This is a genomic window from Nocardia sp. NPDC058114, assembly GCF_042884695.1.
Classification (GTDB): domain Bacteria; phylum Actinomycetota; class Actinomycetes; order Mycobacteriales; family Mycobacteriaceae; genus Nocardia.
Genome location: NZ_JBHVTK010000006.1, coordinates 342,938 through 364,154, shown reverse-complemented (window position 1 = coordinate 364,154; position 21,217 = coordinate 342,938). Strand labels below are relative to the sequence as shown.

General features: G+C 66.3%; 16 protein-coding genes. 6 read left to right on the top strand and 10 right to left on the bottom strand.

Annotation, left to right across the window (positions count from 1 at the left end):
* Nucleotides 1–52: 52 nt before the first annotated feature.
* The 6 genes from ACFVVI_RS23515 to ACFVVI_RS23490 all read right to left on the bottom strand — a co-directional run bounded on the left by ACFVVI_RS23515 (nucleotide 53) and on the right by ACFVVI_RS23490 (nucleotide 8,117).
* Nucleotides 53–1,129, bottom strand: coding sequence for a family 2 encapsulin nanocompartment cargo protein polyprenyl transferase (locus ACFVVI_RS23515; RefSeq protein WP_387446833.1), 1,077 nt, complete (start codon nucleotides 1,127–1,129; stop codon nucleotides 53–55).
* The gene (locus ACFVVI_RS23510; protein ID WP_387446832.1) at nucleotides 1,126–2,517 is read right to left on the bottom strand and encodes a family 2B encapsulin nanocompartment shell protein; all 1,392 of its coding nucleotides are present in this window, start codon (nucleotides 2,515–2,517) and stop codon (nucleotides 1,126–1,128) included. The genes ACFVVI_RS23515 and ACFVVI_RS23510 overlap by 4 nt, the downstream gene beginning before the upstream one ends.
* On the bottom strand, nucleotides 2,514–4,799 hold the full coding sequence (locus ACFVVI_RS23505) for a germacradienol/geosmin synthase (protein WP_387446830.1): 2,286 nt from the start codon (nucleotides 4,797–4,799) through the stop codon (nucleotides 2,514–2,516). The genes ACFVVI_RS23510 and ACFVVI_RS23505 overlap by 4 nt, the downstream gene beginning before the upstream one ends.
* Before the next feature lie 4 nt (nucleotides 4,800–4,803).
* Complete coding sequence (locus ACFVVI_RS23500; RefSeq protein ID WP_387446828.1) at nucleotides 4,804–6,225, bottom strand: family 2B encapsulin nanocompartment shell protein; 1,422 nt, start codon at nucleotides 6,223–6,225, stop codon at nucleotides 4,804–4,806.
* A gap of 261 nt (nucleotides 6,226–6,486) precedes the next feature.
* On the bottom strand, nucleotides 6,487–6,675 hold the full coding sequence (locus ACFVVI_RS23495) for a hypothetical protein (protein ID WP_387446826.1): 189 nt from the start codon (nucleotides 6,673–6,675) through the stop codon (nucleotides 6,487–6,489).
* Nucleotides 6,676–7,364: 689 nt separating this feature from the next.
* Complete coding sequence (locus tag ACFVVI_RS23490) at nucleotides 7,365–8,117, bottom strand: hypothetical protein (protein WP_378989638.1); 753 nt, start codon at nucleotides 8,115–8,117, stop codon at nucleotides 7,365–7,367.
* Between the two features lie 638 nt (nucleotides 8,118–8,755).
* On the opposite strand from ACFVVI_RS23490, the gene ACFVVI_RS23485 reads away from it, so the two are divergent.
* Nucleotides 8,756–9,712: a helix-turn-helix domain-containing protein gene (locus ACFVVI_RS23485; RefSeq protein ID WP_378989637.1), complete on the top strand. Its 957-nt coding sequence runs from the start codon at nucleotides 8,756–8,758 to the stop codon at nucleotides 9,710–9,712.
* 77 nt (nucleotides 9,713–9,789) lie between these two features.
* On the opposite strand, the gene ACFVVI_RS23480 is transcribed toward ACFVVI_RS23485, so the two are convergent.
* Complete coding sequence (locus ACFVVI_RS23480; RefSeq protein ID WP_387446825.1) at nucleotides 9,790–10,926, bottom strand: acyl-CoA dehydrogenase family protein; 1,137 nt, start codon at nucleotides 10,924–10,926, stop codon at nucleotides 9,790–9,792.
* Nucleotides 10,927–11,534: 608 nt separating this feature from the next.
* A complete protein-coding gene (locus ACFVVI_RS23475; RefSeq protein ID WP_387446823.1) occupies nucleotides 11,535–12,206 on the bottom strand; it encodes a TetR/AcrR family transcriptional regulator in 672 nt (223 codons plus the stop codon).
* A 122-nt stretch (nucleotides 12,207–12,328) separates the two neighbouring features.
* On the opposite strand from ACFVVI_RS23475, the gene ACFVVI_RS23470 reads away from it, so the two are divergent.
* The 4 genes from ACFVVI_RS23470 to ACFVVI_RS23455 all read left to right on the top strand — a co-directional run bounded on the left by ACFVVI_RS23470 (nucleotide 12,329) and on the right by ACFVVI_RS23455 (nucleotide 17,132).
* Nucleotides 12,329–12,940: a malonic semialdehyde reductase gene (locus tag ACFVVI_RS23470; protein WP_378989633.1), complete on the top strand. Its 612-nt coding sequence runs from the start codon at nucleotides 12,329–12,331 to the stop codon at nucleotides 12,938–12,940.
* A 69-nt stretch (nucleotides 12,941–13,009) separates the two neighbouring features.
* The gene (locus ACFVVI_RS23465; protein WP_387446821.1) at nucleotides 13,010–15,775 is read left to right on the top strand and encodes an AMP-binding protein; all 2,766 of its coding nucleotides are present in this window, start codon (nucleotides 13,010–13,012) and stop codon (nucleotides 15,773–15,775) included.
* 11 nt (nucleotides 15,776–15,786) lie between these two features.
* Nucleotides 15,787–16,722: an NAD-dependent epimerase/dehydratase family protein gene (locus ACFVVI_RS23460; RefSeq protein WP_387446820.1), complete on the top strand. Its 936-nt coding sequence runs from the start codon at nucleotides 15,787–15,789 to the stop codon at nucleotides 16,720–16,722.
* Nucleotides 16,719–17,132 carry a nuclear transport factor 2 family protein gene (locus ACFVVI_RS23455; protein ID WP_378660098.1) on the top strand — a complete coding sequence of 138 codons (414 nt, stop codon included), beginning with the start codon at nucleotides 16,719–16,721 and terminating at the stop codon, nucleotides 17,130–17,132. Before ACFVVI_RS23460 ends, ACFVVI_RS23455 begins: the two co-directional genes overlap by 4 nt.
* Nucleotides 17,133–17,180: 48 nt before the next feature.
* Here ACFVVI_RS23455 and ACFVVI_RS23450 read toward each other — a convergent pair whose 3' ends face one another.
* A complete protein-coding gene (locus tag ACFVVI_RS23450) occupies nucleotides 17,181–18,215 on the bottom strand; it encodes an alpha/beta hydrolase family protein (RefSeq protein ID WP_387446818.1) in 1,035 nt (344 codons plus the stop codon).
* Between the two features lie 440 nt (nucleotides 18,216–18,655).
* Here ACFVVI_RS23450 and ACFVVI_RS23445 point away from each other — a divergent pair, with 440 nt between their 5' ends.
* On the top strand, nucleotides 18,656–19,111 hold the full coding sequence (locus ACFVVI_RS23445) for an NUDIX hydrolase (RefSeq protein WP_378989627.1): 456 nt from the start codon (nucleotides 18,656–18,658) through the stop codon (nucleotides 19,109–19,111).
* A gap of 137 nt (nucleotides 19,112–19,248) precedes the next feature.
* Here the strand turns inward: ACFVVI_RS23445 and ACFVVI_RS23440 are convergent, their stop codons facing one another.
* Entirely contained in the window at nucleotides 19,249–21,153 is a 1,905-nt protein-coding gene (locus ACFVVI_RS23440; protein ID WP_387446817.1) for an alkyl/aryl-sulfatase, read from the bottom strand.
* Between the last annotated feature and the right edge of the window lie 64 nt (nucleotides 21,154–21,217).

Genomic DNA, 21,217 nt, shown 5'->3' with positions numbered 1-21,217 from the left:
GCCCGATCGGGACCGAGGCCGCGATCGGGCGGTGACATGAGAAGCACTCGGCTCAGCAGTCTCGGTTCGCGGCCAGCGCCGCGAGCAGGTCCAGGTCGGCCAGAGCTTCGGCGTTCGCCCCGACCTCGCTGATCGTCGACATGGCTTCCTCGTACAGTTGCCTGGCCTGCAGCCGACTCCATTCCCGGCCGCCTGCGGCTTCGACCAACTCGGCGGCACGGACCAATTCGGCGTCGTCGAGCGGCTTCTCACGGAGATAGAGGTCGGCGAGGGCGCCCGCTTCCGGGGTGTTCGAGCGCAGTGCGAACACCACCGGCAACGACTTCTTGCGGCTGCGCAGGTCGGAGAACACCGATTTGCCGGTGACGCTGGGGTCGCCCCAGATGCCGAGCAGGTCGTCGGTGTGCTGGAAGGCACGGCCCAAGCGCCTGCCGAACTCTTGCAGCCGCAACAGCTCACCGGAGTCCGCGTTTCCGAACAGGCCCCCGAGTGCGGCCGAACACCCGAACAGCGCCCCGGTCTTCTGGTCGACCATGGTGAAGCACTCCTCGAGCTCGACATCGGTGCGCCGCTCGAATCCCAGGTCCGCGCACTGACCCTCGACGAGGTGCAGCACCGAGCGGCTCATCAGATTCGTCGCTTCGACGATCGGTGTGTCCGGCTCCGCGGCGAGCAGGGAATACGCCTGGGCCACCAGCGCGTCGCCGGCGAGGATGGCAGGCCCGATCCCGAACGCGGTCCACGCCGTCGGCCGGTGCCGTCGGGTGGTGTCTCGGTCCATCACGTCGTCGTGCAGCAACGAGAAGTTGTGCACCAGTTCGACCGCGACGGCAGCGCGCACGGCATCTCCCACGTCGCCGCCGGTCAACCGCGCGGCCGAGAGAACCAGGGCGGGGCGAATGGCCTTGCCGCCGTCGTGACGTTCCGGTCGCCCGGTCTTGTCCCACCAGCCGAAGTGGTAGCCCACGATCGTGCGGACCGTGGCAGGCATCATCTGCACGGTGGCATGCAGGGTGGCCGCGCAGGTCTCCCGGCATTGATCGAGGACGTCGGCGGCCGTGCGCGAGCTGTGCGCAACAGCGGGTGTGGGCACCGGGATCGGTGTGGTCGCGACATCCGGGGTGCTCATCGATTCACCTGCACTTCGGTCAGCGCGCCGAGTGCGTCCGGAACGAGCACTGCCGCAGCATGATTGGCGCTGATGAGGTAGGAGGCGATGGCGCGGTCGTCGATGCCGGTGAAGCGGACGTTGACGCCCGGCTCGACTTCGTCGGGCAGACCGGTCTGGCGCAGGCCGATCACCCCGTCATCCGATTCACCGATCCGCATCGCCAAGATCGTGCTGGTTCCGCTCGGTGAGATCGGGATCTTGTCCGAGGGCAGCAGCGGCACATTGCGCCACGCGTGCACCCGTCTTCCCTCGATTTCCGTGTGATCGGGATAGACGCCCTGGGCTGTGCATTCGTGGCCGAACTGGGCGATGACGCGGGGGTGGGCGAGGAAGAACGCGGTCTTGCGACGGCGGGCCAGCAAGCGATCGAGGTCCTCGGGTGTCGGGCGGCCGGTGGCCGAACACAACCGCTGACTCGGGTCGACGTTGTGCAGCAGACCGTAGTCGTGGTGGGTCAGCAGGTCGCGTTCCTGGCGTTCCCGCAACGCCGCGATCGACAGGCGCAGCTGCTGGTCGAGCTGGTTCATCGGCTTGTTGTAGAGGTCGGTGACCCGGGTGTGCACGCGCAGCAGCAGTTGCGCGATGCTGAGCTCGAGTTCGCGTGGTTGCTGGTCGTAGTCGACGTAGGTCCCGGGCAGCGTCGGCTCACCCTGCTGGCCCGACAGCAGTCCGATCGCCGCCTGACCGTATTTGTCGGCACCGCTTCGTTCGGCGGCGACCGCGGCTCCGAGGCCGGCGACATGGGCGGCGAGGCGCGGTTCACGGGCACACAGCGCGTCGAACACGGCGCGCGGCAACGCCAGAACCGTGCAGGCGGTGTTCGCGGTCGCCGTGTGCTCCCAAATAGCCTGCCCGCCAAGGAGTGTGGAGGCACCGAGGTGGCTGCCGTCGTCGAGCACGTCCAGCTGTACCTGCTGACCGTAGTCGCCCGGGCCGGAGAGCACGACCCGGCCGTGGGCGAGCACATAGGCCGCGTCGATTTCGTTGCCGAACTCGCAGATCGTCTCCCCCGCCGCGAACTCCTGCTGGGTGAACAGGTGGGCGATCTCGCGCAATGTGTCGTCGTCGTCGAAATCGCGCAGCGCTCGCAATTCGCGCAGTTCGGCGGGGACCACCTGGTACCGGCCGTTGGCCAGCGTGCAGGTGACGTAGCCGTCCCCGACGGTGTAGGTCAGGCGCCGGTTGACCCGGTAGGTTCCGCCGTCGACCTCGACCCAGGGCAGCATGCGCAGCAGCCAGCGGGGCGTGATCCCCTGCATCTGCGGAACAGATTTAGTGGTGGTCGACAGTGTGCGGGCGGCGGCGACACCGAGCGCTGTCGGTGGGTTCTGGGCGGTGCTGGTCACAAGGAGGTCCTTCCCGGCGAGGTGGCATGGGTGGCGACGGATCCGACTCGGGGTCGAACCCGGGCGGCGGCGGTGCCGATGCCCGAGGGTCCCCACGTGTGGACCGGGCGGGCGGCGGTTCGCGGTTGCTGGCCGACCGGGCGGCGCAAGTTCTCGGGGCGGTAGCGGCTGGTGCCGCGATGCCAGTGCAGGATGCCCGCGATCCAATCACGCAGTTCGTCGATGTAGCTGGTCAGCGCCGCGCGAGCGGTGTCGTCGAGCCGGTGGTGTTCGAACAGGACGGGCAATTCGTCGTCGACGAGTCGCTGGAACTGCCGCATTCTGGCCCGCATCAGGTCATCGACGACGGTGGCGGCGACGTCGCGGTCGCAATCGAAGAACGACTCGACCACCAGAATCGCGTTGTGCAGTTCGGATTCGTATTCGATTTCCTTTTGGTAGGAGTAGAAGTCGTTGATCAAACAGCCGTAGTCCTGTGCGGCGTGTTCGATGCCGCGCATGGTGGTGGATTCGAACACCGCATCGGGGATCAGGCCGCCGCGGGCGATCTTCGACAGGGCGATCGTCAGATCCGAGCCGAAGGTGCGGCGGCGCATCTCCAGGTAGTCGACGGGATCGGGGACGCGATGCTGGATGTGGTTGGCCAGCTCCCACAACCAGCTTTCGGTCATGGATTCCACCGCTTGCCGGAAGGTGCGCCGAGCCGTCGGCGACATCGGCCCCGCCGTGCGCGACCACAGGTCCACCAACGACCGTTCCAGCGGGTTGACCGGTGTATCAACAGGTTTCAGGTCCAGCGGCATGAACGTCGACAGTCTGGCGTTGCAGGCTTTCGCGCCGGCCATCGCGGCGGCGCCCTGGGTGGGTGGGAAGACAGTAGGAAAATAGTCGTCCCCCCAGGTCCCCCATGTGAGCCATTCGGCCGACAGCGTGAGCACGTCGACATCGGCGTCGGGGTCCAAACCGGCTGAGCACAGCGCGAAATCGAATCCGGCCGTATCCTCGCGAGTCCACAACTGCCGCCCACCGAGCTCGGGCAGCGGATCGTGGAATCCGACCTGTTGCGCCCAGTCGATACTGGCCGAGCGTGCCACGGGCAGGTGCGGTGACAGACTCAACTCGAACGGCACGTCGAAGTCCGGCAGCGGCAATTGCCCGGTGCGGCGCAACGGAGTCCGGGTGTGGCTGCGCGCGCCGCCCGGCCCGGCGAGACCTTTCCAGAACCCGGGTCTGGCCAGTTCGGTGCCGATTCCCGCGGGACCGAACGACATCGGTCCCGTCGCCGCGGAGCCGTTCATGTACCGATTGGACCGCAGGTGCCATTCGTGGCCACCGGACTGCCAGTCCTGCAGACCGTGCGCGTACGACAGCGCCGCCGCGCACTGCACCGCGTCCAGCCCGTGCTCGTCGAACAGCAGCGGCAGCTCGGTGAGCACGGTGTTCTCGAACTGGTGGATCCGCGAGGTGAGCTGGTCGTTGACGATGTCGGCGGCCTGCTGTGGCGAACAGTCGAAGAACCGCTCTACCACCAGGACTCCGTTGTTCACCTCGCCTTCTTCCTCGGTCTCGCGCTGATACGAGAAGATGTCGTTGCGTAAGTGCACGGCATCGGAGAACGTGTCCTTGAGCACGCGCATCGGCCGGGTGCCGACGATGGCTTCGGGAATTTCGACGCCGCGGGCGTACTCCACCAGATCGGCCGACCACGGTGCACCGCCGACCCTGCGACGCATCTCGATGTAGTCGATGGGATTGGGAATCCGGGCGGTATTGATATTGCCGATCTCCCAGACACAGTCCAGCAGCAGGTTCCGGGTGCTTTCGCGGAACCGTTCGCGCCAGCATTCCGACATCGACGACACCGTCCGGGTCCAGAGGTCGGCGAGACCGCGTTCGTCGGGGTTGGTCGGCTCGGGCATCGCGGCGCCGTCGGGCGGCATGAACGTGGCCAGACGGTCGAGATACCGCCGTGCACCGTCCATGTCACCGGTGCGTTTGAACGCGTCGAGGAAGTGGTCGTCGAAATAGAAGACCCAGGTGTACCAGTCGGTGACGGTGTCGAGCACCGGTGCGCCGGCTTCTGGATGCGTGTAGGCGCACAGACCGGCGTAGTCCATGCCGTCGAAACTCGGCTCGTCCCACACCACATCGCCACCGACGGTGTCGCCGAGCATTCCCATCTCGTAGGCCCACTGTTTGGTATGTGCCCGTGCTTGTTCCACGTGCGCGTTCAGCCGCGCGGGATGAGCGACGTAGAACTCGGGCAGCTCGAAGGGCTGCACGATGTCAGCCCTCGGCGCCGAGCTGCACGTTCTCGAGGATCGCGAGGGCATCGGGCACCAGCACCGCACCCGAGTAATAGGTGCTGACCAGGTAGGAGATGATCGCTTTGTCGTCGATGCCCATGAAGCGCACGTTCAGTCCGGGCTCGTACTCGTCGGGAATTCCGGTCTGGCGCAAGCCGATCACGCCCTGTGACGACTCACCGGTGCGCATCAGCATGATCGAGGTGGTACGGCCGGCCGAGGTACCGATCTTGTTGCACGGCAGGATCGGTACCCCGCGCCACGAGGGCACCCGATGTCCGTTCAGCTCGGTGCTCGTCGGATAGATGCCGCGGCGGCTGCATTCGGCGCCGAAGGCGGCGATGGCCTTCGGATTGGCCAGGAAGAACGCGGGCTCCTTCCAGACCAGGGCGAGCAATTCGTCCATGTCGTCCGGTGTCGGAGCCCCGGTGCGAGTACTGATCCGCTGCTGTGGTGCGGCATTGTGCAGCAATCCGAAGTCTCGGTTGTTGACCATCTCGTCTTCCTGCCGCTCGCGCAGGGCTTCGATGGTCAGCCGCAGCTGCTGTTCGATCTGGTCCATCGGCTTGTTGTAGAGGTCGGCGACGCGGCTGTGGACCCGCAGCACGGTCTGGGCGATGCTCAACTCGTATTCGCGCGGGGACAGGTCGTAGTCGACGAAGGTGCCCTGCAACTGCGGTTCGCCCTCGTGACCGGAGGCGAGCTCGATCGAACTCTCGCCGTAGGGGTTGGCCCGCTCGTCGGTGACGGCGCCGTCGAGCTGGGCCGCCCGCACGTGTTCGCGCAATCCTTCGATCCGTGCGCTGACCTCGGCCAGCGCACGGTCGGTAAGGACCAGGCAGGTACACGCGGTCACCGCTTTGACGGTGAAGTCCCATGGCTGCGCGTCGGCGCCGAGGATTCGTTCACCGATGAACCGGCCGTCGGTCATGATCTCGAGGACGGTCGACTCCCCGTAGGCGCCGGTGCCGAGCTTGTCGGCCTTGCCGTGGGCGAGGACCACCAGCTCTTCGGCCGGTCGGCCTGCTTCGGCGATGATGTCGCCGGGCGCGTACTGGCGTTCGACGAAGGAGTCCGCCACCGTCTGCAGGGCGGCATCGTCGGTGTAGTCACGCAGATAGCGCAGTTCACGCAGGTCGGGTGCGAGGACCCGCGCCTGGCCCGCGGTGTCGTAGCAGGTGATCAGACCGTCGCCGACGGTGTAGGTGAGGCGGCGGTTGACCCGGTACACACCACCGTCGGCCTGCACCCAGGGCAGCAGTTTCAGCAGCCACCGAGAGGTGATGCCTTGCATCTGTGGCACGGATTTGGTGGTGGTTGCGAGGTTGCGCGCGGCGACGGTGCTGAGGCTCAGCTGGGCGGCGGCGATGGTTCCAGAGAATGGTTCAGCCAGTTCAGTCATGAGTTCTTCCTGCTTCGAGAGACATGGGAGAAACGAGATGACACACCACGGGGAGTGAACGAATCAGTTATCCACCGGCTATCGATTGTGGCAGAAGCGACTGTAGCGGATCGTGCGCGATCTACGGAGCAAAATGACTCGAAATCCGTTGTGCGAGAAGTGAATTCGTAGCTCCTTCACGATTCTCGCGCGGGCCCGTAGCCAGGTTCGATCGGCCCTCATGGCATTGCCAGGAGGACGCTGTATGTCTACTTCAGTGACTCATGAGCGCCTCATCGCCGCCCTCCCCGCACCCGCGCTTCCGATGACCAGCAGCAGGGCGGTGAGCGCCCAGCGTCGCTGTTCGACCGCCACCGGCTGGGCAACCACCGCCTCCGGCTCCTTCTCCGGCGGCGAGACAAGGCTCACCGGCGTGGGGACCGGGACGGGTGGACTCGGCGGCGGTTCCACGGGTGACGGAATCGGGGCCGGCGGAGGGCTGACCGACACGCTCGGCGGTGGCGGAGGAGGTTCCGGTGGAGGTGACGGTTCAGGGACAGGCGGCACAGTCGGCTGCGGGGCCGGGACCGAGGGAGGTGGCGATGGTACAGGCAGCGACTTCGGCGGCGCGGGAGCAGGTAAGGGGAACGGCGGAGGTGCCGGAGCAGGCAACGGGAGCGGACGCGGGGCCTGCGGAACCGGCGCTTCCCGTCCATCGAACGGGCGGGCCGGAGCGGGCAATTCCAGACCACCGCGAGGCGGTACCGGCACCTGAACAGTCGGCCGCTCGAACGAAGGAACGGCCGGCTTCTCGAACGGCCTTCTCGGCGTGGTCGTCTCCGGTAGATCGGGCCGGTCGCCCTGACCGGGGAGCCTGGGTTCCACGAACGGCCGCCGGGTGACCTCCGGTTCCTCGTACCGCGGCACCGACCGAGGAAGCTGGCCGGTCGTCGCGAGAGGCGGCGGTACGCGTAGCGTCTCCGCGGGTTCCGGTGGGGCGGTGGTCAACGTCCCGATTCGCGGCATGTTTCGCGGTACGACGACGCTCGGTGGCTCGATCGACGGTGATACCGGACCTGGAACCGCACCGACCGATCCGGGCGCGAACAGGCCCACCCCCGCCAGTGCGGCAGCCCAGATCCCTCTCCGCACAGTCTTTTTCACCTCAGTTGCACCAGCACGGCATCGAAGGCCGTCGGTGCGACAGCCGCCGCTCTGCCATAGGGGTTCTGTAGCTCGAAGATGGTGAAGATCATGAACGTCACCACCGCCGCGAAGCTGGCCACCACCACGATGTGAATGCGCGCGCTGGTGCCCGAGAACAGCAGTGACAAACCCACCGACAGAATCGCGCCGAGTGCCAGCGCCAGCCACATCATCGGCGACAGCGCGCTGCCCGCGGCCTCGATCCTGGCTTGCCTTGCCTCGTAGACCTCCCACAGCCGATCGGCTGCCGCGATCTGACGCGAACGTTGCCATTCGTCGGTGGCGGGACTGGCCGCAATGCTGGTGCGCACCGCCGACAACTGGTTCCACGCCCTGTCATCGACACTCCCACCGGAGCTCATGGCTGGCCATTCGACCTCGATCACCTGGCCGGTATAGGAGTGAACAGCCCTGGTGACGGTGCTGCGGGCCGGCTCGGACAACGCGTCGCCCGCCCACTGCAAGGCGAGCAGCCGGTCTGCCTCGTCCGATGCCGCCTTCGCCGCACCGGCGTTGGTGTCGAGCACGCCGATGAGAAGGAACGACGCGAGCACCACTTGCAGTCCGCCGACGAGCGTGAACACCTGCCCCACCGACTCGTTGGTGGCCTCTCCGTCGCGCCCCTTGCCGCGCCTGCGCAGCAGGTAGGCGGCGGTTCCGGCCAGTCCTGCGGCGACGATCACCCACAGCAGTGCTTCCCACAGCATGTCTCAGTAGTCCTTTGTCGTCGAGGTGAGCGAGGAATGCGCGCGAGCAGGGAGGACACGATGAGGAATCCTGCGACCGTTGAACGCGGAATAGCAAGGGAGCCAACGGTGTCGAGGTTAGGCCGCAGGCAGGAGTGCCGCAATAACCAGGCAAACCATCGACGAGCGCCCCCGATGGCTACCGGATGACCGAAATCGGCAGGCGGGAACCGCCTTCGAGGCAGTCGAGAGCACGGCCCGCGCAACCCGTCCTGGCACGACATCCCGGCGAACCTGGCACGGAATGCGAGTGTCGTCCACGAGGTGACACCGAGATCCGATAGACCGTACTATGTCAGCGAATTACGCTGTTATCCTTGGTTTTTCGAGAGCAACTCCCATTGTCGACAGGTGCAGGCAACCGGTGACGGATCCGCGTCCTACCCGTTTCCGGCGACCGCGCACCCCCAGCGCGGAGGTGGAATATGCACAGCGAGGCGGACGCGCACAGGATCGAGACCGGAGGGCGAACCGAGCGCGGCGAGCAGCACTCCGACCGAACGGAGGCCTATCCGAGGGTCCCAGCGCCAGAGAAGTCCGTTTTGTTCGAATTGGGGCAATCGGCGAGCGAATTGATTCGACCGGCAACTGTGTGCCCCTTGGAGCGACCGGGCCCCGCCGCCGACCAGGGTGTGGCCCTCCGCGGGACGCCCGATTTGCAGCGGGTGGCGTTCGGCTGCCGCCTGCGCGCCCGGGAGGATTTCGCTGCCACGCTGTGGACCTCGAGCACCGGGTCGGTGCTGGTCGCCCGGCTGCGATCCTCGGACATCACCGCCGAGCGCGGCGCCGGCGTCGGCGACGACCACTACAGCCAATACCTGCAACTGGGTTTGGTGCTGGCCGGGCGGGCCACGCTCGAGCAACGGGGCCACCGATCGACCGCGGTGGCCGGTGAGGCTTTCGCGGTGTGCCTCGACAGCCCGTTCCGGTCGACCCTCGCGCGCTGCGAGGCTCCGGCCACCGATGTGCTGTACCTCTACCTACCGGTCGATTCGCTGACCGCGTGGGGACTGGACGCGGCCGCGGCAGGCGGCTGGTCCTGGCCGCTGTCGCGCGCGGCGGTGTCTGCCTTGATGTTCGGCCGTGATATCGCCTGTGGTGCAACAAGTCCCGACCATCTGCGAATTGTGGCTCGCATCGACGAGATCTTGTTCCGGGCGGCGATAGTCGCGCTGCTCGAACGCGATCTCACGGATGCGACGAGGGAGCTGACAACCGAGGATGTGCTGCGTCGCCGCGCGGCCGACTTCATCGACCGGAATTTCGCGGACCCGGCGGTGAATCCCGATGCGGTCGCGGTCCGGCTGCACGTGAGCAGGCGGACCCTGTTCCGGGCGTTCGAACTCCAGGGCCTGTCCGTGGGGCGGCTCATCCGCACCCGCAGGCTGGCTGCCGCGGCGAGCGCGCTCAGCGATGACACCCGTGGCCTGCGCGACATTGCCGACAGCTGCGGTTTCCGCACGGTCGATCAACTCTCCCGAGCATTCCGCGCCAAGTACGGGGTCACCCCGGCCGCCTACCGCGCCGCGCGGCGCAAGGACGCCATGGCCGGATAGTGACTCCGGTAGCTCCACGTCCGACGACGGCTGTGGCACCTGAAGTATTGGAAGACAACCGATCTCGACCGAGGTGATCAAGAGCTCGGCGGCGGCACATCGGCGCCGAGCACCTCCCGGCCGATCTCACCGGCCAGCACCTCGGTCGAGTACGCCATGAGCTGCCCCGCCTCGGCGTCGCGCAGGTGCCGCTGAATGGGCGACTGACGCAGATACCCCGATGCTCCACCCACGCGCACACCCAACTGGGCGACGTCCACTGCCACCTTGTTCGCGAGATACTTCGCCCGCGACAGGGTGGAGAAGAAGGCGGGGCTCGCGCTGTCGGCCTCGCGCAGACCCTGGTCGTAGAGGGCGTGGGCGGCGGCGAGGCGTACCTGTACGTCGGCGACCTCGTGCTGCACCCACTGTTGCTCGGCCAGCGGATTGCCCAGGATCATCCGCGACCGGGCGTGCGCGACCAACGCGGCGAGCGCCGCGTCGGCGATGCCGAGGGAGATGGCGGGCAACCCGGCCGGGATCACCGCGAAATCACCCGGTCCCGGTGCACGACCACGGTATTCGGCGCGCAACACGGTGTTGTCGAAGGCCAGCAGTTGACTGCGGGTCGCGCGCAAACCGAGGGTGTCCCAGATCGGGATGATCGATACGGACTCGTCCGGTATCACCCCGAAGAACGTCGGTGCCCCCGAAACCAGCGCGTTCACCAGCAGGTAGTCCGCGATCTCGCTACCGGAGACGAACCGTTTCGCGCCGGTGAGCGACCAGCCGCCCACCACGGGTTCGGCCACCTGCTGTGGTTGCAGAAACCGGTTCCCGCTGCCCGGCTCGGACAACGCGTTGGCGAACCGTTTACCCGCGAGGAACTCCTCGGCGAAGAACGACCCCGCCGAATCCCCGGTCAACTCGGCCAGTGCGACGCCCGCACCAGCGTGCATCACCCAGATCGTCGCGATGGACGGATCAGCCTTCGCCAGAATCCGGACTACTGTCCCGAACGACTGATAGCTCGATCCGAGCCCGCCCAGCCGCCTAGGCAACACCGCCCGATCAACCCCGGCATCGTGCAGTGCGGTCAGCTCGGCGACCGGAATCTCGGCCCGCTCGTCATAGCCGGCCGCATCGGCGGCAAACCCCACCGCCAGTTCGGCCACCCGATCCAGGATCTCCTGTTCGCCCACCCCTCGCGACGACCCGACCTGCGCGCTGCTCACGAATTACCCTCCGCTCACAAGGAATTCGATCGCCGCGATACCTGCGGAGATCATCCGACCAGAATACGCAGCGCGCCGGGCTGGAAGAAGCCGCCGAAGGCATGTCCACGACCGTCCTCAACACCTCCGGTCGGCGCGAAGTGCCACGACGATGGGATTCTTGTCCAGGGTCAGATCAGAACGTGTCGGTGGACCGGAGTCCCATGGGAAAATGGGCACAACAATCGACGATCCGATAGCTCAGCTGCTCGGGCAAACGGCGATGGTCGCTGTCATGCTGTCTCTCTGATCGGATGGATTCCCTCCGACCTCCCCATGATCAGCGATCGCGCAGTAATCACTGACGCCCTCGGCGTTCGCAAGGCGGTGCGGCTCGCCTCGACCGGTTGACCGGTCGAGGCGAGCCTTCCCCGTGCACCCACGCGCCGCCGCCACGTCGCGGGGGCAGATCCATCCTAGGCGCTGTAGCCTCTCGCACAGCGATGCCGCGCCCATTCCCGATCGCTCCGGGGATCGAATCCCCTGCGCACCTCAATGGCAAGCGACACAAGCCCTTTGCCTACATTCCGCACAACCGGGACCGCGATCTCGACAAAAGTCACGGTCCATCAGTCGGGATCCGCGGCCGGGCGGTAGGCGCGGACGACGAGGTGGGCGGCCTCGGTGCAGATCGTTGCGGCGTCGTCGGCACGCAGTGGGATCGTGCCGTACATCGAGGCGTGCAGACCCTGTTGGACGAGCAGTGAGACGAACTGCCGGGCGGCGGTCGACGAATCGTCGACATCGAGCTCACCGCGTTCACTGCGGTGACGCAGCAGGTCGGCGATCTGCGTGACGAGCTGTTTCGGTTCGCCGTCCGCGCAGGCAGGGCGCAGCGACGGGATGCGGGCGACCTCGCTGATGACCAGGCGGCGCAGCGCGGAGGCGCGCTCGTCGAGCAGGACGCGCAGGACGCGGTGGCCGATCTCGACGAGAGCGGTGGTGGCATCGAGATCGTCGGCCTGATCCGCGCCGGTGATGTCTGTGCCGAAGTTCGCGGCGACACGGCTGCGTTCGTCGTCCACGGCGGCCAGGAACAGGGTCTGTTTGTCGCCGAAGTGGTTGTAGGCGGTTTGTTTCGCCACGCCGGCCCGTTCGGCGATCACGTCGAGGGTCGCCCGCTCGTAGCCGTCTCGCAGGAACGTATCGATCGCGGCATCGAGGATGGCTCGACGTTTACCCGGGTCGCCGCCGGGTGGGCGGCCACCGGATCCACTCGAGCGTATGGCCGATGTCGACATGTCCGTCTGCGCCTTTCATGGTGAGTGACCCGCGTCACCAACAGTACGGGTGGACGAGTCAGTCTATCTACTATTTACTGGACTGGACCGACTAGTCTAATCAACTCACCCTGGAGGGTTTCATGGCGGCGACGGTATCGACCGAGCAGCTGGCACTGGACGCGGAAGCGCAGGACTTGTTGTTCCGCACCGCCCGCACGGCCAACACCTTCACCGACGAGCCGGTGACCGACGAACAGTTCCGCGCCATCTACGAACTCGTGAAATTCGGGCCGACCTCCATGAACCAGCAACCCCTTCGCGGCGTCCTCGTGCGCTCCTACCAGGCGAGGTCGCGCCTGGTCGAGGCCATGACAGATCGCAACAAGGACAAGACCGCGCAGGCGCCACTGGCAGTCGTGCTCGGGGCCGACCTCGATTTCCACGACGAGCTGCCCAAACTGGTTCCCTTCATGGAGAACCCGCAGAACGTCTTCGCCGACCCGGCGGTGCGCGAGAAGTCGGCCACGTTCAACGCGGCGTTGCAGCTGGCGTACCTGATCATCGGAATCCGGGCCGCGGGTCTCGCGGCAGGCCCGATGGTCGGATTCGACGCCGACGCCATCGCCCGGGAGTTCTTCCCCGACGGCAGGCACGCACCGCTGTGCGTCATCAACATCGGCAAGCCAGGCCCGGACGCCTGGATGGGCCGCCTTCCCCGGCTGGAGTACGACGAGGTCTTCGGCACTGCCTGAACATCGCGGTTCGCCGCACGTCTGATCAGTGGTTAGGTGAAAATGACTGCTACATCGATTCTTTCGACGGTGCCTGTACCGCATGCGGTACGCGACGCCGAGTCGGTACCACAAATTCTCCTGCACGCCGCGCGCCATCATCCGACCAGCGGCACGACCTATTTGCAACGCACCGCCGACGCACCCGCGGTTCGGGTCCATCGTTCCCATCCACAACTGCTCGACGACGCCTTGCGGCTGACCGGCGCGCTGCGCGACCAAGGGCTGCGACCACAGTCGAAAGTCGTTCTCCTGCTCGATGATCACGAAGACTTCGTCACCGTGCTGTGGGCTTGTTTCCTCGGCGGGTTCGTCCCGTGTCCTATGGTCGCCCAGCCCGCCGACCCGACGCGCTGGGCGAGCGCACTGCGCCATGTCGACGAACTGCTCGAAGGCCCACTGGTGGTGACATCGCTCGCGATGCGCGACACCATGCCCGCCGTGTCAGGACTGGCGCCGGTGACGGTGGAATCCCTGCGGACGGGCGAACACCCACCGTTCGTGCACCACGCGAGCAGCGACGACCTCGCGCTGCTGGTCCTCACCTCCGGATCCACCGGAAACGCCAAAGCGGTGTCACTCACCCATGGCAACCTGCTCAGCTCCATGGCCGGCAAGTCGGCGGTGCAGCACCTCACCCCGGCCGATACCACCTTCAACTGGATCTCGTTCGACCACGTCGCGGCGCTGCTGGAAACACATCTGCTTCCGCTGTATTCCGGAGCGCAGCAGATCCATGCTCCGAGCGAGATCGTCGCCGACGACCCGATGCAGTTCCTGCGGATCATCTCCCGCCACCGGGTGACCATGACATTTACACCGAATTTCCTACTGGGCCAGTTGAATGCGCTGTTCGAACCAGAAAGCGACAGCGACCTGCTCGATCTGACCTGTCTGCGCCACATCGTGAGCGGTGGCGAAGCCAATGTGGTCGCGACAGGACAGACGTTCTTGCAGACCTTCGCCGCCTGCGGCCTGCACGACGCCGCGTTGTGGCCCGCGTTCGGAATGACCGAGACCTGCGCGGGCAGCATCTACAATCGCGATTTCCCCAGTGCCGACACCGGGCAGGAGTTCGCCGCTGTCGGGCATCCGGTGCCCCGATTGCAGCTGCGGGTCGCCGACGACGAAGACCTGTCACTACCCGACGGTGCGACCGGCGAGGTGCAACTGCTCGGCCCGATGGTCACTCACGGCTACTTCAACAACGCGGACGCCACCCGCGAGGCTTTCACCGCCGACGGCTGGTTCCGCACGGGCGATCTCGGGCGGCTGGCCGACGGCAGGCTCACGCTCGTCGGGCGCAGCAAGGACAGCGTCATCGTCAACGGCGTCAACTATTTCAGCCACGAGATCGAAACGGCGATCGAGGAACTCGACGGCATCTCCCCCGGCTATGTCGCCGCGTTCCCGACGCGGCGCCCCGGCAGCGACACCGAACAGCTCGTGATCGCCATCCACGCCGAGACCGGGGCCGACGAAGCCGGTCTGCATCGCCTGCTGACCGCGGTGCGTTCCACGGTCGTGTTGCTGTGCGGGTTCCGGCCCGGATTCATCCTGCCGCTGGACAAGGCGGACTTTCCCAAGACGAGTCTGGGTAAGACCTTGCGGCCACGCATGCGCCAACGGCTCGAATCGGGTGGCTACGACCAGGTCATCGCCGACACCGCGGCTGTCACAACCCGTCAGCTCGGCGGATATTCGGCACCGGAGGGCAACACCGAGTCGATCCTGACCGGTGTCTACGCGGAGCTGTTCGATCTTCCGGTCACCGAAATCAGCGTCACGGCAAGCTTTTTCGATCTGGGTGGCACCTCGCTCGACATCCTTCGATTGCAGCAGCAGATCGCGCGACGCTTCGAGGTGGCGACCCTGCCGATCATCGCCATCCTGACCGCCCCGTCGGTGCGGGAGCTGGCCGCCATCGTCGACGGCGGCGGCGACGGACCGCGCCGATACGATCCGATCGTGGCGTTGCAGACCAGTGGCGACAAGACGCCGCTGTTCTGTGTCCACCCCGGCGTCGGCGAAGTCCTGGTCTTCGTCAACCTGGCGAAGTACTTCGTCGGCGATCGGCCGTTCTACGCGCTGCGCGCCCGCGGATTCAACAGCGGTGAGGAGCCGTTCCACACCTTCGACGAGATGGTCGATGTCTATCTCGATGCCATCCGCCGACGGCAACCGCACGGACCGTATGCCCTCGCCGGTTACTCCTTCGGTGCCGCGGTGGCTTTCGAGATCGCCAAGCGACTCGAGGCCGAGGGTGAGCGGGTCGATTTCCTCGGCAGCTTCAACCTGCCACCGCATATCAAGTACCGGATGGACGAGCTGGACTTCACCGAGACCGCGGCGAATCTGGCGATGTTCCTCGACCTGATCAGCAAGCGGCAGGCCGCCGAATTGCCCGCCGAGCTGCGCGCACTGCCCAAGAGCCGGCAGCTCGCACGCCTGATCGAGCTCGCCCCACCCGAACGGATCGCCGAACTCGATCTGGACCTGACGAAGTTCACGGCATGGGCCGAGCTCGCCGACGGTCTCACCGGCCTGGGCCGCACGTATTCGCCCAGTGGTGCCGTGCGCTCGATGAGCGTGTTCTGCGCGGTTCCCCTGCGCGGCACCAAACAAGACTGGATCGACAACGAACTCAGCCGGTGGGACGAGTTCACCACTGAACCCAACCGCTACATCGACGTCCCCGGCGAGCACTACACGCTGATGGGGCCACGGCACGTCACCGCGTTCCAGTCCGTTCTGCGCAAGGAACTCGACCGGGCACTCGGCGACGCCGACCGATAGGGAGAAACACGTTGCACGGCAAGAAGATTCTGATCACCGGCGGGACCGGGCAGGTCGCCAGACCTGTCGCCGAGGCGCTCGCCGCAGACAACGAGGTCTGGTGTCTCGGCCGCTTCGGGACACCGGGTGTCGAAGCCGAACTGCGCGAGGCCGGCGTGATCACGCGTCAGTGGGACATGAACGACACCACCACCGCGGGCTACGAACAGCTGCCCACCGATTTCACCCACGTACTGCACTCCGCGGTCCATCGCGGTGACGGCAGCGATTTCGAGGACGCGCTCGGCATCAACGCCACCGCCTGTGCGCGGCTCATGACACATTGCCGCACCGCCGAGTCGTTCCTGTTCGTCTCGACCGGCGCGCTCTACAAACGGCAGACCCTCGACCACGCCTATCGCGAATCCGACCCGATCGACGGCGTCGCCGACTGGCTGCCCACCTACCCGGTCGGCAAGATCGCCGCCGAAGGCACCGTGCGGGCGATGGCCAACGTGCTCGAACTGCCGACCACGATCGCCCGGCTCAACATCGCCTACGGTCCCGGCGGATACGGCGGTGTGCCGATGCTGTATTTCCAGCGGATGCTGGCCGGGGAACCGATTCCGGTTCCGCTGGAGGGGCAGAACTGGTGTTCGCTGCTCTACACCGACGACCTCGTCGCCCATGTTCCCGACCTGTGGAACGCGGCGTCGGTGCCGGCCAGGCTCGTCAACTGGGGTGGTGACGAATCGGTGGGTATCACCGACTGTGTGCGATACCTCGAAGAGCTCAGCGGTATCGAGGCGAAACTCGTCCCCGCCGAGGTCACCCGTGAGACCTACCAGTTCGATCCCGAACTGCGCCGGTCCCTCACCGGCCCGTGCACGGTCGACTGGCGCGACGGCATTCGTCGCACGCTCGCCGCGCACCACCCGGCGCACGTGCGTCAGGTGACGTCGTCATGAGCCGCGCACAGGTGACGACACCGAACATCGAGGCCATCCGCACGTCCTACGACGGTTTCGCCACGCGCGATGTCGGCAAGATCCTGTCCGTCATGCACGACGACGTGGAATGGGTCCACCCGGACGGCATGCACAAGTACGGCCTCGGCGGAACCAAGATCGGCCACGACGGAATCAAGCAGTTCCTCGCCCATGTTCCGTCGGTACTCGGCGGCATGGCGCTCGACCCGGTCGAGTTCATCGAACAGAACGACCGCGTCATCGTCATGGGCACCCGCCGGGTCACCGCCCGCAGCGGGACGATCACCACCCTGCCGTTCCTGCATTCCTGGACCATGCGCCACGGCAAAGCCACCCGGATGGAAGACATCTTCGACACCGTGGCCTTCCACGCCGCCATCGAAAGCTGACACCGACCGCGCCGTGGGCTGCCCACGGCGCGGTCACGGCACGTGTAGCTATCGAGGTCCAGCGACTTCGGGTTGATCCAAGTTGTCGATCGCCTCGACGACGCCGCCAGCGCTGCGGCCGAACACTGCGTCGAAGAATGTGCGTAGCGAGGTGCGCTGCAGGTCGATGGATCGTTGTGGGTCGATCCCACCGACCGCCTTCGCTGTTGTGGTGGCGGGCAGTAGTCCTGCGGCGGTGAGTTGGGGCAGGATCGTTTGCTGGTCGCTGAAGGACATGTGCTCGGTGTCCGCGACGCGCTGGGGAATCTTCACCCCGGAGTTGTTGGGCCAGTTCGGTTCCCAGCCTGCGTTTCCGTACCACGGCGAGGCGCCGCTGGCGAGCATCAGCACTGGCTGGGCTGTCCCGTCGGTAGCGACCGAGCCCAGAATCGGCCCGTCGAAGTTGACGCCGGCGCGAATCCTGGGTTCGTCGTGCAGCGACTGCACTGTGGTCGATCCGCCGAGCGAATGCCCGAACATTCCGACATTGGACAGGTCGAGTCGCTCGGTCAGCCCGACGGGCAACCTCGCTGCCGACTGCCGGTCGGTCGTCGCAGCGGCGAGTTCGTCGAGGACGAAACGAGCGTCGGCCACCCGAGTGGGGACCAGAAGATCTCGCAGGACTTCCTGGGGCGAATCGAGAGGAACGACCGTGTGCTCGACCCGGCCATCAGGGAAGTGGACGGCGAAGGCCTCATGAGTGTGGTTGATCGCGGCAACGACGTAGCCGTGGCTGGCGAGATCCTCGGCTTGCGCGGTGCTCCAGCCGGTGGCGTCACCCATGCCGGGAGAGTTCAGCAGGACCGGGAACGGCCCACCAGCTTCGCGAGCCGGTCGGTTCGGGTAGCTGTGGCTCGGCCCCAGGGACCATCGAGCTTCGGGCACCCCGAGGCCGGCGAGGTAGGCCTCCTGTGCTGAGCGGCCGCCGGGCGCCATCCACGCCGCCGCGACCGCGTCACCGGCGGGCTGCGCCGGGTACCAGATCTGTACGAGGAGTTCGCGCGTGGCACCGGTCCAGGGATCGGCGCGGCGAGAGTCGCTCACGTGGAGTTCGGTGACGCCGACTGTGTTCGGCCCGGTGGGCGCCGGCAGTGACACCACAACAGGTGCGCCCGGCGCCGCCGGTGGTGTGGCGCAGGATGGCACGACGGCAGTGGCGGCCGCTGTGCACAGCGCCACTGCGATGGTCGCGAGACCTCGGGAACCTTTGCCTGTCAATACAACCCCCCACCCCTGGATCCGGTATCGGTGCCCACCTTATTGGACACAGACCCCCATGTGGCTCCTCGAAGGTCCCTCGCCCGCTCGACTGTTCCCCGCATCGACCGGACAGCGGTCAATTGTCCAGTTTCGCTGCAGCAGTGGCCAACTCAAGCTACCCTCCGGTTCGCCTCCATCTGCGGCGTCCGGCAAGTACCGTAATAGTCGGCTGTGTTCGTCGAACCCGGCCGTTGGTATCGAGTGGGTGTAGGAGTGAAGAGTCGGTGAGTCCTACGGTATCTGAGTCGGAGTTCGAAGATCTGTCCCGCCGGGCCGCGATCGACGGCACCGCACCGAGAGTCGGCGCGATCATCGATCGTGGCGGGCAGATACTACTTCTCGAGCGCCACGACACCGGTCCGATCAAGGCACCCTTGAAGCTGCCCGGTGCGACGGTGATGCCGGGAGAATCCCTCGCAGCGGCGGTCGCCCGCGGCGTGCTCGAGGAAACTGGGCTGATGGTCACCGGCATCCGCCACCACGTCGGGGATTTCGACTACCTGTCCCCCGACGCACACCCGGTACGCCGTCTGCATTTCGCCGTCGATGTCGCCGCGACACACCCGATCCACCTCACCGCGCACGCCCGCTACATCTGGGCACCACTCGATGGTGAGCTGCCGGTGACATCGTCGATCCGCGGCATCCTCGATACCTACCGCAACCTCGTCCTCGGATGAAATCCAGGTCTCGGCGTCACTGAACGAGGTCCGGGAATTCGTCGCCCCCGGTCCGGTGGTGCCGACTCATCGACACCGCCGGCAGCCGACCCCAGCCGTTCGGGGTCGGTACCAGTTCGCGGACCTCTCACGGCGGATCAGGGGGTGACGATCGGGAAAGCCGGATCGAACTCGTCGAGGAGCGTGCCGAAGGTGGTGAGGACCGCCGGATCGCCCGTGATCGTGATCTTGCCGCTGTCGGCGAGGGGGACCGCAGTCTCCGGCTTCAACAGTGTCGAGACCAGGAACGGCTTCGGTCCGGACACTGTTACCTGTGGGTTGTCGGACTTGCCTCGGCGTGCGTTGAGCACGCCGCGGCGAACCCACATCGTCCATTGCTCACCGGCATCGGTGAAGTCCAGATCGAGGCGCAGGTCCACCTCGGCGGCACGTTCGCCGATGATGTGCACCGCGACGAAGTCGAACAGGATGTCGATGGGCATGGCCAAGATGGTGTCCTGGCTGGCGATCACATACGGCGGTGGCTGAGTACCCTCACGCAGTTCGAGTGCGGCCGAGAGGAAGATCCCGCGCCACTGCGGACCCTCTGCCTGATAGCCCATCTGCTCGTAGGCGTCGGCTTGCAGGTCTTTGGCTCGCTGGTTGTCGGGCTGGGCGAACACCAATTTGTGCAGGATCTCGGCCGCCCAGCGGTAGTCGGCCGTCGCGATCGCACGCTCGCCCTCGGCGAGAATGTTGTCGGCGCCGGCGAATTCGACGAACCGAGTTGCCGCGTCCACGGGCGTGTGGGGGTGCAGCGAGACCGGATCGCCGTCCCACATTCCGAGTTCCTTGGTGTACACCGCGCGCACATCGTGGTGCAGGGTGCCGTGGTAGCCGCGGTTGGCCCAGTTCCGGCCCAGCTCGTCGGGCAGTTCGATCACCTCGGCGGCCTCGAGCGGGGTGTAGCCCTTGTTGGCCAATCGCAGGGCCTGGTCGTGAATGAACTTGTAGGTGTCGCGCTGAGATTCCAGCAGGGTGGTGACGTTCTCGTTGCCCCAGACCGGCCAGGTGTGAGGGCCGTAGTGGACCTCGACGTCGTCACCCCACCGCTCCAAGGTCTCGTCGAGATAGCGGGCGAAGTTGCGGGCGTCGCGGGTGCGGGCGCCGCGCAGCGTCTGGATGTTGTGCAGGGCATGGTTGGCATTCTCGGCGCAGGTCAACGCCTTCAACTGCGGAATCCAGATGTGCATCTCCTCCGGCGCCTCGGTGTCGGGGGTGTAGAGGAATTCGAACTCGACGCCCGCGATCTCGCGCCGTTGCCCGGATTCGGTGATGAGGTCGGTGGGTGAGATGTAGGAGATCGACGGCCCGTTCGTCGACGCGATACCGATACCGCAGGTGACGAACCCACGTTCACCGGGCGGCAGCAGCGCGCCGAAAGCGTAGAAGCTTCTGCGCGCCATGGCATTACCGGCGACGACGTTCTCACCGATCGCGAACTTGTCGAACTGCAGACCCGGGGCGATGATCGGCACTTTGCCCGACGCCACATCCTCTGCCGAGACCACCCCCTTCACGCCGCCGTAGTGGTCGACATGGGTATGGGTGTAGATCACCGCCGCGACGGGTTTGTCGGTGACATGTTCACGAATGAGGTCCATGCCCTGCCGCGCGGATTCGACACCGGCCATGCAGTCGATGACGATGATGCCGTCCTCGCCCTCGATCACCGTCAGGTTCGCGATGTCGTTGTCTCTGACCTGGTAGACACCCTTGGTCACCTCGAACAGCCCGCCCATGCTGATGAGCTGCGATTGCCGCCACAGGCTGGGGTTCACCGAGTCCGGGACCGGCGGGTCACCACGGAGGTAGTCGAACTCGGCGGGGTCGAAGACCACCTGGTGGGGATCGGCGTCGGAGTAGACGGTGCCCGGAAGTGGAGCGATGAGCCCTCGCTGCGCATCGGCGAAGTCGGCCCGGTTCTCCAGGTCGTAGAGCTGCGTCGCGGCGTGGTTGATATCCGTTGTCGCGGCGCTCGCGGGCTTCGGCTTCTCGCACATGAAGCGCTCCTGTCGGGGTCCGGGAATCGTTCGGGATCGACGATCGTCCGGCACCGCCGAGATC

Excerpts from the sequence above, each read along its gene's own strand:
- ACFVVI_RS23515 (WP_387446833.1), bottom strand. The coding sequence starts at position 1,129 with ATGAGCACCCCGGATGTCGCGACCACACCGATCCCGGTGCCCACACCC.
- ACFVVI_RS23500 (WP_387446828.1), bottom strand. The coding sequence starts at position 6,225 with ATGACTGAACTGGCTGAACCATTCTCTGGAACCATCGCCGCCGCCCAG.
- ACFVVI_RS23490 (WP_378989638.1), bottom strand. The coding sequence starts at position 8,117 with ATGCTGTGGGAAGCACTGCTGTGGGTGATCGTCGCCGCAGGACTGGCC.
- ACFVVI_RS23475 (WP_387446823.1), bottom strand. The coding sequence starts at position 12,206 with ATGTCGACATCGGCCATACGCTCGAGTGGATCCGGTGGCCGCCCACCC.
- ACFVVI_RS23470 (WP_378989633.1), top strand. The coding sequence starts at position 12,329 with ATGGCGGCGACGGTATCGACCGAGCAGCTGGCACTGGACGCGGAAGCG.
- ACFVVI_RS23455 (WP_378660098.1), top strand. The coding sequence starts at position 16,719 with ATGAGCCGCGCACAGGTGACGACACCGAACATCGAGGCCATCCGCACG.
- ACFVVI_RS23440 (WP_387446817.1), bottom strand. The coding sequence starts at position 21,153 with ATGTGCGAGAAGCCGAAGCCCGCGAGCGCCGCGACAACGGATATCAAC.